This is a genomic window from Xanthomonas campestris pv. phormiicola, assembly GCA_025666215.1.
Lineage (GTDB): Bacteria > Pseudomonadota > Gammaproteobacteria > Xanthomonadales > Xanthomonadaceae > Xanthomonas_A > Xanthomonas_A campestris_A.
In genome coordinates this window covers 1,048,299-1,063,690 of sequence record CP102593.1, presented here as the reverse complement: position 1 = coordinate 1,063,690, position 15,392 = coordinate 1,048,299, and the positions used below count along the sequence as shown (strand labels likewise).

Annotated in this window: 12 protein-coding genes; 9 read left to right on the top strand and 3 right to left on the bottom strand. The window is 71.5% G+C overall.

Annotated features, from left to right (window positions below):
- The first annotated feature begins 745 nt into the window (after positions 1-745).
- The 9 genes from ilvC (at position 746) to leuB (ending at position 9,961) form a co-directional block, all read left to right on the top strand.
- Positions 746-1,756: a ketol-acid reductoisomerase gene (gene ilvC, locus NRY95_04350; protein UYC17205.1), complete on the top strand. Its 1,011-nt coding sequence runs from the start codon at positions 746-748 to the stop codon at positions 1,754-1,756.
- A gap of 43 nt (positions 1,757-1,799) precedes the next feature.
- Positions 1,800-3,521: an acetolactate synthase 2 catalytic subunit gene (gene ilvG, locus NRY95_04345; protein UYC17204.1), complete on the top strand. Its 1,722-nt coding sequence runs from the start codon at positions 1,800-1,802 to the stop codon at positions 3,519-3,521.
- Positions 3,505-3,753 (top strand): acetolactate synthase, encoded by a 249-nt coding sequence (locus tag NRY95_04340; protein UYC17203.1) that lies wholly within the window; start codon positions 3,505-3,507, stop codon positions 3,751-3,753. The genes ilvG and NRY95_04340 overlap by 17 nt, the downstream gene beginning before the upstream one ends.
- Before the next feature lie 192 nt (positions 3,754-3,945).
- Entirely contained in the window at positions 3,946-5,052 is a 1,107-nt protein-coding gene (locus NRY95_04335; GenBank protein ID UYC17202.1) for a threonine dehydratase, read from the top strand.
- On the top strand, positions 5,049-6,608 hold the full coding sequence (locus tag NRY95_04330) for a 2-isopropylmalate synthase (GenBank protein ID UYC17201.1): 1,560 nt from the start codon (positions 5,049-5,051) through the stop codon (positions 6,606-6,608). Before NRY95_04335 ends, NRY95_04330 begins: the two co-directional genes overlap by 4 nt.
- An 84-nt stretch (positions 6,609-6,692) precedes the next feature.
- Entirely contained in the window at positions 6,693-8,120 is a 1,428-nt protein-coding gene (leuC, locus tag NRY95_04325) for a 3-isopropylmalate dehydratase large subunit (protein ID UYC17200.1), read from the top strand.
- Entirely contained in the window at positions 8,120-8,302 is a 183-nt protein-coding gene (locus NRY95_04320; protein UYC17199.1) for a hypothetical protein, read from the top strand. The genes leuC and NRY95_04320 overlap by 1 nt, the downstream gene beginning before the upstream one ends.
- A complete protein-coding gene (gene leuD, locus NRY95_04315; GenBank protein ID UYC17198.1) occupies positions 8,302-8,880 on the top strand; it encodes a 3-isopropylmalate dehydratase small subunit in 579 nt (192 codons plus the stop codon). The genes NRY95_04320 and leuD overlap by 1 nt, the downstream gene beginning before the upstream one ends.
- Complete coding sequence (leuB, locus tag NRY95_04310; protein UYC17197.1) at positions 8,870-9,961, top strand: 3-isopropylmalate dehydrogenase; 1,092 nt, start codon at positions 8,870-8,872, stop codon at positions 9,959-9,961. Before leuD ends, leuB begins: the two co-directional genes overlap by 11 nt.
- A gap of 194 nt (positions 9,962-10,155) precedes the next feature.
- On the opposite strand, the gene NRY95_04305 is transcribed toward leuB, so the two are convergent.
- The 3 genes from NRY95_04305 to NRY95_04295 all read right to left on the bottom strand — a co-directional run bounded on the left by NRY95_04305 (position 10,156) and on the right by NRY95_04295 (position 15,390).
- Positions 10,156-13,068 (bottom strand): diguanylate cyclase, encoded by a 2,913-nt coding sequence (locus NRY95_04305; protein ID UYC17196.1) that lies wholly within the window; start codon positions 13,066-13,068, stop codon positions 10,156-10,158.
- Positions 13,069-13,315: 247 nt separating this feature from the next.
- Positions 13,316-14,689 carry an ATP-binding protein gene (locus NRY95_04300; protein UYC18497.1) on the bottom strand — a complete coding sequence of 458 codons (1,374 nt, stop codon included), beginning with the start codon at positions 14,687-14,689 and terminating at the stop codon, positions 13,316-13,318.
- A 17-nt stretch (positions 14,690-14,706) separates the two neighbouring features.
- On the bottom strand, positions 14,707-15,390 hold the full coding sequence (locus NRY95_04295) for a response regulator transcription factor (protein UYC17195.1): 684 nt from the start codon (positions 15,388-15,390) through the stop codon (positions 14,707-14,709).
- Positions 15,391-15,392 lie beyond the last annotated feature (2 nt).

The window sequence follows — 15,392 nt, the reverse complement described above, 5'->3', positions numbered from 1 at the left end:
GCGCAAACTCTCAGCGCATCGCCAGCGTCCGTTGCCCGGCATCCAGCCGCCGCAGCAACTCGGCTTGCGGCGCCAGCTGCGCGACCAGCAGCGGACGCGCCTGTTGCAGTTGCGCGCGCCTCCTCGCGCCGGTCCACGGCGAGCAGGGCTTCGGCCAGCGACACGCGCGCCATCGCGGTGGGCACCGCCGCGCTGCCCGGTTCGGCCTGGTTCGCCTGCACCACCTGGAACGGGAAAGGGCCGCCGGCCACGACCGCACGGCAGGGGCGGCGCCAGATGAGCGCAGGATGGCGGCCGCCTGTTGCCGCCCGATGGCACGCACCGGGCGCGGCACGAACGCAGCGACCATTCCGCGCAATCGGCCACGCGCCGCCCGCGCCGGCGCACCGTTTCAGGCGTAACGATGCTGTGCTGGTGCGGCTTTCGGCACATTCGCGGTTGCGCGCCGGCGGCAGGGTTGACAGCCCCGCAAAGGCCATGTTTATCTCGCCGCATGTTGCATCGCCACACCAGCCCGAAGCCGACCCGCCTGCCCGCCGCGCTGCGCGCGGACGCCGCCGCGTCGCTCCTCGTACTCGTGCTTATTACCTCGCCCACAAGTGCGGGACGAACCGGCGTGTAAGCGACAAGCAGCCTGGATTCGATCAGACCCCGCACCGGCAACGGCGCGGGGTTTTTCATTTTAGTAACCGCGAAACACTCGCTTCCCTTCCTACCCACACACCGTCCCGAGGAAATCCGCCCCATGACCAGTTCCGCCCAGCCCACCACCAAGATCGCCATCGTCGGCTACGGCAGCCAGGGCCGCGCCCACGCGCTGAACCTGCGCGAGTCCGGCTTCGATGTCACCGTCGGCCTGCGCGTGGGCGGCCCGACCGAAGCCAAGGCGCAGGCCGACGGCTTCGTGGTGAAGAGCCCCGCCGAAGCGGTCAAGGACGCCGACCTGGTCGCGGTGCTGACCCCGGACATGGTGCAGAAGAAGCTGTACGACGAGGTGCTGGCGCCGAACATGAAGCAGGGCGCCTGCCTGCTGTTCGCGCATGGCCTGAACGTGCATTTCGACATGATCCAGCCGCGCGCCGACCTGGACGTGGTGCTGGTCGCGCCGAAGGGCCCGGGCGCGCTGGTGCGCCGCGAGTACGAGATCGGCCGCGGCGTGCCGTGCATCTGGGCGGTGTACCAGGACAAGAGCGGCAAGGCCGAGCAGTTCGCGCTCGAGTACGCCGCCGGCCTGGGCGGGGCGCGCGCCAACCTGATCAAGACCACCTTCAAGGAAGAGACCGAGACCGATCTGTTCGGCGAGCAGGCGGTGCTGTGCGGCGGCGCCTCGTCGCTGGTCCAGGCCGGCTTCGAGGTGCTGGTGGAAGCCGGCTACCAGCCGGAAATCGCCTACTACGAAGTGCTGCACGAACTGAAGCTGATCGTGGACCTGTTCTACGAAGGCGGCATCACCCGCATGCTGGAGTTCGTCTCCGAGACCGCGCAGTACGGCGACTACGTCAGCGGCCCGCGGGTCGTCGACGCGGCCACCAAGGAGCGCATGCGCGACGTGCTGACCGACATCCAGAACGGCACCTTCACCAAGAACTGGGTCGCCGAATACGAAGCCGGGCTGCCGAACTACACCAAGTTCAAGCAGGCCGACCTGGAGCACCCGATCGAAGTGGTCGGCAAGCAACTGCGCGCCAAGATGGTCTGGCTGAACGGCGAGGCCGCTGCTGCCGCCAAGCCGGCCGCGACAGGCCAAGCCGCGTAACCCGCGGCTCCCCCACCCGCTTCCACCGAAAGGTCGCCACCGTATGAACTCCTCCGCTCACGGCACGCCCCGCAACGGCGCGCGCTGGCTGACGCAGGCCCTGGAAGCCGAAGGCGTGGACACGCTGTTCGGCTATCCGGGCGGCACCATCATGCCGTTCTACGACGCGCTGGTAGACAGCCAGCTCAAGCACATCCTGGTCCGCCACGAGCAGGGCGCGGCGCTGGCCGCCAACGGCTACGCCCGTGCCAGCGGGCGGGTCGGGGTCTGCGTCGCCACGTCCGGCCCGGGCGCCTCCAACCTGGTCACCGGCATCGCCGACGCGATGCTGGACTCGGTGCCGATGATCTGCCTGACCGGACAGGTCGCCACGCCGCTGCTGGGCACCGACGCGTTCCAGGAACTGGACGTGTTCGGGCTGACCCTGCCGATCGTCAAGCACAGCTTCCTGGTGCGCCGCGTGGAAGACCTGCCGCAGGTGGTGCGCGACGCGTTCCGCATCGCCCGCGAGGGGCGTCCGGGGCCGGTGCTGATCGACCTGCCCAAGGACGTGCAGCTGGCCGACGCCTCGCAGCTGCCGGAGCACGTGCCGGCCGCGGTGCCGGTGCCGCCGGCGCCGTCCGCCGCGGCCCTGGCCGAGGTGCTGGCGGCGATCGCCGGCGCCGACAAGCCGGTGATCTACGGCGGCGGCGGCATCGCCCTGGCCAACGCGGTGGACGCGTTCCGCCAGTTCGTCGACACCACCCGCATTCCCACCGTGCTGACCCTGCGCGGGCTGGGCGCGTTGCCGCACGGGCATCCGCACTACCTGGGCATGCTCGGCATGCACGGTACCCGCGCCGCCAACATGGCGGTGCAGGAATCGGACCTGCTGATCGTGGTCGGCGCGCGCTTCGACGACCGCGCCACCGGCAAGCTGGCCGAGTTCGCCCCGTTCGCGCGGGTCATCCACCTGGATGCCGACGCCTGCGAGATCTCCAAGCTGCGCCATGCCGACATCGCCGTGCCCGGCGACGTGGCCGAGGCGCTGCGCGCGCTGAGCGCGGCCACCAGCACCTGCGAGGCCTGGCACGCGCGCTGCATCGGCCATCGCGAGAAGTTCGGCGCCCGCTACGACGCGCCGGGCGAGGACATCTACGCGCCCGGCCTGCTGAAGCGGCTGAGCGAGCTGGCCCCGGCCGACACGGTGATCGCCTGCGACGTCGGCCAGCACCAGATGTGGGTGGCCCAGCATTGCCGCTTCAACCATCCGCGCAACCACCTGACCAGCGGCGCGCTGGGCACCATGGGCTTCGGCCTGCCGGCGGCGATGGGCGCGCAGTTCGCCTGCCCCGAACGCACCGTGGTGCTGGTCAGCGGCGACGGCAGCTTCATGATGAACGTGCAGGAGCTGGTCACCATCGCGCGCTGCAAGCTGCCGGTGAAGATCGTGCTGCTGGACAACAGTTCGCTGGGCATGGTGCGGCAGTGGCAGGAGCTGTTCTTCGCCGAGCGCTACAGCGAGATCGACCTGTCCGACAACCCGGACTTCGCCGCGCTGGCGCAGGTGTTCGGCATCCCGGCCAGGCGCATCACCGCGCGCGGCCAGGTCGAGGACGGGCTGGCCGAACTGCTGGCGCAGCCGGGCCCGGCGCTGCTGCACGTGGCCATCGACGCGCGCGCCAACGTGTGGCCGCTGGTGCCGCCGAACACCGCCAACAGCACCATGCTGGAGAGCAACCCCGCGACCCAGCGCCAGGAGATCCCCCATGCGATACCAGCTTGACCTGGTGCTGAAGCCGGCCGAAGGCGCCTTGCTGCGCGCGATCGGCATGGCCGAGCGGCGCGGCTTCGCGCCGCTGTCGATCACCGGCGCGCCGGTGGCCGACGACGCCGGCCGCTGGCACCTGCAGATGGTGGTCGACGGCAACCGCCCCGGCGAGAGCCTGCGCCTGCAGATGGAAAAGGTGTACGACTGCGAGTCGGTGCGGGTCACCGCGTTGGACGTGGCGCCATGAGCCGGTCGGGACTCGGGACTCGGGACTCGGGACTCGACGGCTGCGTTGGCGGCTCACTGGTCTCGGGCTTCATGCCGGCCGTGCGGCAGCGCCGCGCGACGGCGCGGAGGCGTCTTCTCCAACGGAGGCATCTTCTTCCAGGCGGCATGCCGCTCTGCGAGTCCCGAGTCCCGAGTCCCGAGTCCCGGCCCCATGCCTGACCGCGGCCGCCCCGCCCCGCAGGAACCGGACGTAGGCGACGTAGCGGTCAGCGTCGCCGACGTGCTGGCCGCGCAGGCGCGGCTGCGCCGCTACCTGCCGCCGACGCCGGTGCACTACGCCGAGCGCTTCGGCGTGTGGCTGAAACTGGAGAACCTGCAGCGCACCGGATCCTACAAGGTGCGCGGCGCGCTGAATGCGCTGCTGGCCGGGCTGGAGCGCGGCGACGAGCGCACCGTCATCTGCGCCTCGGCCGGCAACCATGCGCAGGGCGTGGCCTGGGCCGCGCACCGCCTGGGCGTGCAGGCGATCACGGTGATGCCGCACGGCGCGCCGCAGACCAAGATCGCCGGCGTCGCCCACTGGGGCGCCACCGTGCGCCAGCACGGCACCAGCTACGACGAGGCCTACGCCTTCGCCCGCGAACTGGCCGAGCAGAACGGCTACCGGTTCCTGTCCGCGTTCGACGACCCGGACGTGATCGCCGGCCAGGGCACGGTCGGCATCGAGCTGGCCGCGCACGCCCCGGACGTGGTGATCGTGCCGATCGGCGGCGGCGGCCTGGCCTCCGGCGTGGCCCTGGCGCTGCGCTCGCAGGGCGTGCGCATCGTCGGCGCGCAGGTCGAGGGCGTGGACTCGATGGCGCGGGCGATCCGCGGCGATATTCGCCCGATCGACCCGGTGCCCACCCTGGCCGACGGCGTCAAGGTTAAAATCCCCGGGTTCATCACCCGCCGGCTGTGCGCCAGCCTGCTCGACGACGTGGTGATCGTGCGCGAGGCGGAACTGCGCGAAACGCTGGTCCGCCTGGCGCTGGAGGAGCACGTCATCGCCGAGGGCGCCGGCGCGCTGGCCCTGGCGGCCGGCCGCCGCGTCGCCGGCAAGCGCAAGTGCGCGGTGGTGTCCGGTGGCAACATCGACGCCGGCGTGCTGGCGACGCTGCTGTCGGAGGTGCGCCCGCGCGCGCCACGCAAGCCGCGCCGCCGCAATGCCGAGCGACTTCGCAACCAACGTGCCGCCGCCCCGCCCGCTCCCGCTCGCCCCGTCTCCCCGCTCCCCCATCCGCCAGCCACCGCCGCCGTAGAGGAAACCATCTGGTGAACACTTCTCCTTCTTCCCAGACCCCCCGCATCCGCATTTTCGACACCACCCTGCGCGACGGCGAGCAATCCCCCGGCTGCAGCATGACCCCGCCGCAGAAGCTGGTCATGGCGCGCGCCCTGGCCGAGCTGGGCGTGGACATCATCGAGACCGGCTTCCCGGCCAGTTCGCAGTCCGACCGCGAGGCGATGGCGCTGATCGGCCGCGAGCTGCGCGAGCCGACCCTGGCGGTGCTGTCGCGCTGCCTGGCCACCGACATCGAGATCTCGGCGCGTGCGCTGGAGGCGGCGGCCAGGCCGCGCCTGCACGTGTTCCTGTCGACCAGCCCGCTGCACCGCGAGCACAAGCTGCGGATGAGCCGCGAGCAGGTGCTGGAATCGGTGCGCAAGCACGTGTCGCTGGCGCGCCAGTACGTGGACGACGTGGAGTTCTCGGCCGAGGACGCCACCCGCACCGAAGAGGATTTCTTGGCCGAAGTGAGCGCGGTGGCGATCGCCGCCGGCGCCACCACCATCAACCTGCCCGACACGGTCGGTTTCACCACCCCGGAAGAGATCCGCGGCATGTTCGCGCGGCTGATCGCCAGCGTGCCCGGCGCCGAGCGGGTGATCTTCAGCACCCACTGCCACAACGACCTGGGCCTGGCCGTGGCCAACTCGCTGGCCGCGGTGGAAGGCGGCGCGCGGCAGGTGGAATGCACCATCAACGGCATCGGCGAGCGCGCCGGCAACTGCGCGCTGGAAGAGATCGCGATGGCGCTGAAGGTGCGCAACGCGTTCTACGAGATCGACACCGCGATCAACACCCCGCGCATCGTCGCCAGCTCGCAGCTGTTGCAGCGGCTGGTCGGCATGCCGGTGCAGCGCAACAAGGCGATCGTCGGCGGCAACGCCTTCGCCCACGAGTCGGGCATCCACCAGCACGGCATGCTGCGCCACCGCGGCACCTACGAGATCATGCGCCCGGAAGACGTGGGCTGGGAGTCCTCGCAGATGGTGCTGGGCCGCCACAGCGGCCGCGCCGCGGTCGAGCAGCGCCTGCGCGCGCTGGGCTACGTGCTGGAAGAGGCCGAACTGAACCTGGCGTTCGAGGCGTTCAAGGCGCTGTGCGAACAGCAGCGCGTGGTCAACGACGCCGACCTGCAGGCGATGATGCAGGACGCGCCGGAAAGCCAGGGCTACCGGCTGTCGTCGATGACCGTCAGCGACCGCGGCCAGCGCGCCAGCGCGCAGGTCGAGCTGTCCGATCCGGACGGCCAGCGGGTCAGCGAGCGCGCCGAAGGCGACGGCCCGGTGGATGCGCTGTTCGCCGCGCTGGCCGCGGCCACCGGCGTACAGCTGACCCTGGACAGCTACCAGGTGCACAGCGTCGGCATCGGCGCCGACGCGCGCGGCGAGGCCAACCTCAGCGTGCGCCACGGCGAGATCGAATACGACGGCAGCGGCACCAGCCGCGACATCATCGAGGCCAGCGCGCTGGCCTGGCTGGACGTGGCCAACCGCGTGCTGCGCCAGCGCCTGGGCGCGCAGGCCGGCGTCGCGACGGCGGCCGCCTGAGCGGCCACGCCACGGTCATCGCCACGATGCACGCTTCCCACCGCTCTCCCTCCTTGCCCAGCGTCCCTGCCAGGTAGTCCCGTAATGTCTTCGATGCCCCGCACCCTGTACGACAAACTGTGGGACGCGCACGTCGTCGTTCCCGAAAGCAGCACCGCTCCGGCGGTGCTGTACATCGATCTGCACCTGATCCACGAGGTGACCTCGCCGCAGGCGTTCACCGAACTGAAGTCGCGCGGCCTGGCGCCGCGCCGGCCCGACCGCACCAAGGCGACGATGGACCATTCCACGCCAACCCTGCCGCGCGGCGCCGACGGCAAGCTGCCGTACTACACCAAGGCCTCCGAGGCGCAGGTGGACATGCTCGCGCGCAATTGCGCCGACTACGGCATCGAGCTGTTCGACATGGCCTCGGACAACCGCGGCATCGTGCACGTGATCGCGCCCGAGCAAGGCTTCACCCAGCCGGGCATGACCATCGTCTGCGGCGACAGCCACACCTCCACGCATGGCGCTTTCGGGGCATTGGCGTTCGGCATCGGCACCAGCGAGGTCGGCCACGTGCTGGCCACGCAGTGCCTGCTGCAGCGCAAGGCCAAGACCATGTCGATCACCGTCGACGGGCCGCTGGCGCCGGGCGTCGGCGCCAAGGACGTGATCCTGCACATCATCGGCATGATCGGGGTCAACGGCGGCACCGGCCATGTGCTCGAGTACCGCGGCTCCACCATCGCCGCGATGGACATGGAGCAGCGCATGACCCTGTGCAACATGTCGATCGAGGCCGGCGCGCGCGCCGGCATGGTCGCCCCGGACCAAGTCACCTTCGACTGGATGGCGAACACGCCGCGCGGTCCGAAGGGCGCGGAGTTCGACGCCGCGGTGCAGCGCTGGTCGCAGCTGCGCAGCGATGCGGGCGCGCGCTTCGACGTGGACGTGCGCATCGACGCGCGCGAGATCCGCCCGACCCTGACCTGGGGCACCCACCCGGGCACCGCGATCGCGGTGGACGTGCCGATTCCGGCGGCGCAGGACGCGGCCGCGCAGAAGGGCCTGGACTACATGCATTTCGCATCCGGCCACGCGCTGATCGGCACGCCGGTGGACGTGGTGTTCGTCGGTTCCTGCACCAACGGCCGGCTCAGCGACATGCGCGAAGTGGCGCAGGTGCTGCGCGGCCGCCGCGTCGCGCCGAACGTGCGCATGCTGGTGGTGCCGGGCTCGGAGATCGTCAAGCGCCAGGCCGAGGCCGAGGGCATCCACGAGGTGGTGCGCGCCGCCGGCGCCGAGTGGCGCGAATCCGGCTGCTCGATGTGCATCGCGATGAACGGCGACCTGGTCGCGCCGGGGCAGCTGGCGGTGAGCACCAGCAACCGCAACTTCGAAGGCCGCCAGGGTCCCGGCTCGCGCACCCTGCTGGCCTCGCCGATGACCGCGGCCTGGGCCGCGGTGAACGGCAAGGTCAGCGATCCGCGCACGCTGTTCGCCGGCATCACCCAGGAGGTCGCGTGATGGCGCCGCACATCGCCGCGTTCGCGGCCACGCTGACCTTCGTCGCCGCCACCACCCGCGCCTTCGCCCACCGCGGCAAGCCGCTGCTGCCGCCGCACGTCCCCACTCCGGCGCTGCCGCCGGCGACGCTGCCCGATGCGGCCGCCGCCGACCCCGCCACCGTGTCCCAGGAGGCCTGCTGATGGCCGGATTCGCCGCCCTCACCTCGGCCAGCGTGGTGCTGCGCCAGACCAACATCGACACCGACCAGATCATCCCGGCGCGGTTCCTGTCCACCACCGAGCGCGCCGGCCTCGGCCGCAACGCGTTCAACGACTGGCGCTGGCAGGCCGACGGCACGCCGAACCCGGAGTTCGCGTTCAACCAGCCGCACAACGCCGGCCGCCAGATCCTGCTGGCCGGGCGCAACTTCGGCTGCGGCTCCTCGCGCGAGCACGCGCCGTGGGCGCTGACCGACCTGGGCCTGCGCGCCATCGTCAGCAGCGAGATCGCCGACATCTTCCGCAACAACAGCCTCAAGAACGGGCTGCTGCCGATCGTGCTGGACGAGGCCGACGTGCAGACCCTGATGCAGCGCCCGGACGACGCGCTGACCGTGGACGTGGCCGCGCGCGAGCTGCGCACGCCCGACGGCCGCGTCTACCCCTTCCCGCTCGACGAGTTCTCGCAGACCTGCCTGCTCGAAGGCGTCGACGAACTCGGCTACCTGCTGCTGCGCCAACCCGCGATCGAACACTACGAGGCCACCCATGCACGCTGACATCGTCGTCCTGCCCGGCGACGGCATCGGCCCCGAAGTCGCCGCCGCCGCGGTCTCGGTGCTGCGCACCATCGCCCGCCGCTACCAGCACACGTTCGAATTCCACGAGCACGACATCGGCGGCATCGCCATCGACCGCCACGGCGAGCCGCTGCCGGCGGCGACGCTGGCCGCCTGCCAGCGGGCCGACGCGGTGCTGCTGGGCGCGGTCGGCGGGCCGAAGTGGTCCGATCCCAACGCCAGGATCCGTCCCGAGCAGGGCCTGCTGGCGATCCGCCGCGGCCTGGGCCTGTTCGCCAACCTGCGCCCGGTCAAGCCGCATCCGGCGGCGCTGGACGCCTCGCCGATCAAGCCGCACCTGCTCACCGGCGTGGACATCGTGGTGGTGCGCGAGCTGACCGGCGGCATCTACTTCGGCGACAAGACCCGCAGCGCCACCGACGCCAGCGACCTGTGCCGCTACAGCGTCGAGGAGATCGAGCGGGTGCTGCGCAGCGCGTTCCGCCTGGCGCAGCAGCGCCGCAACCACGTCACCTCGGTGGACAAGGCCAACGTGCTGGAGACCTCGCGGCTGTGGCGCGACGTGGCCACGCGTATCGGCCGCGACGAATTCCCGGACGTGCGCCTGGAGCACCAGCTGGTCGATTCGATGGCCATGCACCTGCTGGCCAAGCCGCGCGAGTACGACGTGATCGTCACCGAGAACATGTTCGGCGACATCCTCACCGACGAAGCCTCGATGCTCGCCGGTTCGCTGGGCCTGCTGCCGTCGGCGTCGCTGGGCGAAGGCCGGATCGGCCTGTACGAACCGATCCACGGCTCGGCCCCGGACATCGCCGGCAAGGGCATCGCCAACCCCTACGCCACCATCCTCAGCGCCGCGCTGCTGCTGCGCCATTCGCTGGGCCTGAACGCCGAAGCCGAGGCGATCGAGCAGGCCGTGGACGCCGCGCTCAACGCGCATGCCTTCACCGCCGACCTCGCCGCCCCGGGCCACGGCATCTCCACCAACGCGGCAGCGCGCGCGGTGGTGGAGCAGTTGCAGGCGCATGGGGCGGTGGAAGCCGAGATTCGGGAGTAGGGATTGGGGATTGGGGATTGGTAACTGCGTTCGGCCACTGCGCGGATAGGCAGCGGCCGAACGCTCACATCGGGCGGCGCGGATCTCTCCTGCAGGAGGGGCTTCAGCCCCGACAGGATTACGCGCCGCAGGCTCGCCGTGCTGTGTGTCGCGGCTGAAGCGGCTCCTACAAGGGTGCACCTGCGCTTTACGCCCTAGCCGATCACCCGATCGCGGCCTTCGTGCTTGGCCTGGTACAGGCGCTGGTCGGCCAGCACCAGCAATTCGCGCCGGGTCTGCAGCGCCGGACTGACGCAGGCGAAACCGACGCTGGCCGTGCACTGCACCGTGCGCCCATCGAGGTCGTGGACCACGATCGCGGCGACGCGGCGGCGCAGGTCGTCCAGCCGCGCCCGCGCCTGCTCGCGCTCCAGCCCCGGCAACACCAGCAGGAATTCCTCGCCGCCGTGGCGCGCGGCGAAGGCGTGTTCGCCGAGCGTGGCGCGCAGCACCTCGCCGACCCGGCGCAGCACTTCGTCGCCGATCTCGTGGCCGTAGGTATCGTTGATGCGCTTGAAATTGTCGATGTCCAGCAACGCCACGCACAGCGGCGAGTGCGTGGCCCGAGCGTGCTCCAGCGCCGCGGTCAGGTGCGGATCGGCGGTACGCCGGTTCGGCAGGCCGGTCAGGGCGTCGTGGCCGGCCTGGTAGGCGAGCTTGCGCACCAGCTCCTCGCGTTCGAAATCGGCCAGCTTCAGCGCCAGGTTCTTCGCGCGCAACTCGTGGGTGCGCTCGGCGATGATGCGGTTGAGCCGGCGCTGGCGGCGCAGGTAGCGATGGCTGCGGCCGCGGTACCACCACAGCAGCAGACCGCTGAACGCGATCGCCGCGATCACCACGAACGGACCGCGCTGCCAGAACGGCGGCACCACGTCCAGCTGCAGCGAGGCGCGCCCCACCAGATCGCTGCGCGACCAGTCCATCGCATTGGTGGTCGCCTGCACTTCCAGCCGGTAGTCGCCAGGCGGCAGGTTGGTATAGACCGCCTCCTCGCCGTTGCCGGCGTCGATCCACTGCCGGTCGAAACCGTGCAGGCGATAGCGATAGCGCACCTTGTCCGGCGAGCGGAAGCTCAGCCCGGCATAGTTGAAGGCGAGCCGGTCGACGCTGCCGGGCAGGCGGTAGTGGCTGCGCAGCGGCTGCTCGCGGCCATCGACCTGCAGCCGCTCGATCACCACCGCCGGCGCGCGCTGCGATTGCCGGCTGGGCAGCGCGGGGTCGATCAGGGCCAGGCCGGCGAAGGTCGGGACCAGCAGGAAGCCCTCGCGGCTCAACCAGCCGGCCGGGGCACTGCTGCCATTGCCCTGGCTGCCCGGCATGCCGTCACCGCGATCGACCACATCCACCGCCAGCTGGGTGCGGCGGCCGGCGTCCAGTTGCGCGATGCTGTCGCGGGCGATGCGGAACACGCCCTGGTTGCTGGTCGCCCACAGATGGCCGCGGCCGTCGTCGATGATCCGGAACAGCTTGTCGCGCGGCAGCCCGTCACGGTGGTCGTAGACGCGCAAGCGGCCGTGGCGCAGCCGCAGCAGGCCGCGATCGCTGGCGATCCACAGCGTGCCGTCGGCATCTTCCAGGAAATCGAACGCGTTGTGCGCCGGAAACCCGATGCCGGCCGGCCAGCGCCGCAGCGTGCCATCTGCCGCCAGGGTGGCGACGCCGTCGCTGGTGCCGATCCACAGCACGCCGGCACGATCGCGGTACAAGGCCTGCACCTGCAGCGCCGGCAGCCCCTCGGCCAGGCCGTACACGCGGGTACGGCCACGTTTGCGGTAGAACAGGCCCGCATTGCCGCCGATCCACAGGCCGCCGTCCGCGTCCTGCAGCAAGGCCCGCACCATCTCCCGCGGCACGCCTGCGTCGGTCCCAAGGCGTTGCCGGATCGCGCCGTCGGCTGCCAGCAGCAGTACCCCCTGGTCGTAGGTGCCCACCCACATGCCGCCGTCGTTGGCCGCGGCCAGCGCCAGCACCGACGGATCGCGGCCACTGGCAGCCAGACGCAGCGCGGCGACGCGGCCGTGCTGCCAGCGGTCGAGCCCGGCGGCGTGGCCGATCCAGATCGCCCCGTCTGCGGCCTGCCGCACCACCCGCACGTAGTGGCCGCCGAGGCCGTCGCACTGGGTCAGGCCGCCGGCATCGCCGGCGGCCACACGGAACAGGCCATCGGTGCTGCCTGCCCAGATCAGGCCTTCGCGGTCCTCGAGCAGCGCCGGGGTGACCACACCGGAGATCGGCAGCATCTGCTCTTCGCCGCCGGACGAGCGCCGCAGCAACTGGCCGCTGGACAGGCTGGTCGTCCACAGCTGGCCCTGCCGATCCTGCAGCGCCGCATCGACCCGCTGCCCCTGCAGCAACCACTGCAATTTGCCGTCGGCATGCAACCAGAACACGCCACTATCGCTCGCGACCAGCAATCCGCCGTTGCGGTCGTGGCTCAGATGCCGCACCGATGCGGTGCGCATGGCCGCGATCCCGCCCCAGCGCCGCGCGCGCGCACTGGCGCGGTCGAGGCGGAACAATCCCTGCGAGGTGCCGACCAGCACGCCGCCATCGGGCTGCTGCAGCAGCGCATCGACCCGCGCCTTCGGCAGGCCGGCGGCGGCGCCGGCAGCGCTCAGGCGGCCGTCGGTTTCGATCCGGTACAGCCCGTCATCGCTGCCGACCCACACCGCACCGTCGCGGTCGCGCAGCAGCGACGCCACCGACAAGCGCTGCGCACGTGCATCGCCCAGATGCCGCCAGCGGCCGTCGGCATAGCGGAACACGCCGTCGTAGCTGGTACCGACCAGCACCCCGCCATCGCGCTCGGGCACGATCGCGAACACCCCGGACATCTCCATGCCCGGCGTGTTCTGCCGGTCGAACACGGTGAAGCTGCGGCCATCGAAGCGCGCCACGCCTTCCCAGGTGCCGACCCACAGCAGCCCGTCGCGGTCCTGCGCCAGCACCCGCACCAGGTTGTGCGGCAAGCCCTGATCCAGGGTCCAGCGCACGATCGTGGGCCGATCGATGACGGCGCGCTCGGACAAGGCGGGCAGCGCCTGCGCGATGGCGGCCCCGGCTGCCAAGACGCCGCCGCACAGCAGGGCCAGCGACAGACACAAGCGCGCACGCAGGCCTGCGCTGTGACGCAGCGCATAAGCGCCGTCATCGGGTCTGTGACGCTGCCCCCCCAGCTCCATCGCTTCCAGAAACACGCCCTCGGCGAAGCGCGACCATCCCAACCCGACAAGTTGCTAATCTATCATCACCGGTTCAACGGCGATGTCAGGACGTTCCTCACAATGCTTTTCGGGAACCGCAGCCCACCGCCGCTCATCGCAACGGCAGGCGCACGCTGACCCGCAGCCCGCCCAGGGTCGGCGAGGCATCGAGCGCGATGTCGCCGCCGTGCGCGTTCACCACCTCGCGCGCGATCGCCAGGCCCAGCCCACTACCCTCCACGCCGCTGCCGAGCTCGCGGTGGAAACGTTCGAACACGCGCTCGCGCGCCGCCTCGGCGATGCCGGGGCCGGAATCCTCGACCGTGAACCAGGCGCAGGCGCGCTCGCCGCGCAGGGCGACTTCCACCTGCCCGCCCGGCGGCGCGTAGCGCAGGGCGTTGTCGATCAGATTGCGCACCAGCGCGGACAGGCCGGCTTCGTTGCCGAGCAGCATGACCGGGTCGTTGCACAGCATCCGCAGCCGCTGCTGGCGCCGCGCCGCCAGCGGCTGCGCATCGTCCACCTGCAGCGCGACCAGGCCATCCAGCGCCAGCCGGACCCGCGCCGGCCCGGCCGCGCCCGGCTCGACCCGGCTGAGCGTGAGCAACTGCGCGACCAGCCGCTCCACTCGGTGCACGCTGGCATCGAGGTGCCGCTGCGACTCGTCGCGCTCGCCCGCGTCGCGCGCCTGGCCCAGATTGTCGGCATGCACCTTCAGTGCGGCGATCGGGGTGCGCAGTTCGTGCGCGGCATCGGCGATGAAGCGGCGCTCGCGCGCCAGCGCGGCCTCCAGGCGCCGCATCAGGTCGTTGACCGCCCCCACCAGCCCATGGATCTCGCGCGGCACGCCGTGCAGCGGCAAAGGCTCCAGCCGCTGCGGGTCGCGCTCGCCGATCGCCTGCGAGACCCGGCTCAAGGCGCGGCTGGCCCAGTTCACCACCGCCCATACCAGCAGCGCCAGCACCGGCAGCGCCAGCAGCAGCGGCAAGGCCGTGCCCAGCGCGATGTCTTCGGCCAGCTCCTGGCGGATGTCGGCCTGCTCGCCGGTCTGGAACCAGCGCCCGCCCGCCGAGTGCAGGCTGAAGGTGCGCCAGCGGCGGCCGTCCACGGTCACGTCGGCGTAGCCGGCGACCAGCGGCGCCAGTTGCCGGGTCGGCCCGCTGTCCGAACGCAGCAGCAGGTGGCCGCGCGCGTCGCGGACCTGGAACGCCAGCTTGCTTTCGTAGGCATGGCCGGTGCGGAACGCCAGCGCCTCGCCCACGCCTTGCGCCTGCCCGTGCCAGCCGCGGATCACGATCGCCTCGCCGGCCGGGCCGAGCCGGGTCAGCTCGCCCAGCGGTTCGTCGACCAGGCTCATCAGCACTCGCGAGGACTGCACCAGCTTGGCATCGAACATCTCGCCCGCCTCCTGCAGGCCGGCGCGGTAGCTGAGCAATGCGGCCACCGCGAACACCAGGGTCACCACGCCGAGCAGACCGCCCAGCAGCATCCGCCGCATCGAACTCATGGCGCCGCCACCGCGGCCGCGGCCTGTTCGTCCAGCGCATAGCCGACCCCGCGCACGGTGCGGATCAGCGCCGGGCCGAGCTTGCGCCGCAGCTGGTGCACGTGCACGTCGACCGCATTGCTGGCCACATCCTCGTCCCAGCCGTACAGGCGCTGCTGGATCGCCTCGCGCGCGATGGCGCGGCCGTGGCGTTCGGCCAGCAGCCACAGCAGCGCGAATTCGCGCCGGGTCAGGTCCAGCGCGCGGCCGCGCCAGCGCACCGCCAGCCGTTCCGGATCCAGGTACAGCGCGCCGATCTCCAATTGCGGCGTGGCGCGCCCGGCACTGCGCCGCAGCAGCGCGCGGGTACGCGCCAGCAGTTCGGTGGCGTCGAACGGCTTGCCCAGGTAGTCGTCGGCGCCCAGGTCCAGGCCCAGCGCGCGGTCGGCCGGGCGCTCGCGCGCGCTCAGCACCAGGATCGGCACGTCGGCGCCGGCCTGGCGCGATTGCCGGATCACCTCCAGCCCGTCCATCCGCGGCAGGCCCAGGTCCAGCAGCACCAGGTCGATGCCGCCGTCGCCGATCGCGATCAGCGCCGCCGCGCCGTCCTGCACCCAGTCCACCGAATAGGCGGCGCGGCGCAACGCGGTGCGGATGCCTTCGCCCAGCGACAGATCGTCCTCGACCAGCAAGATGCGCATGT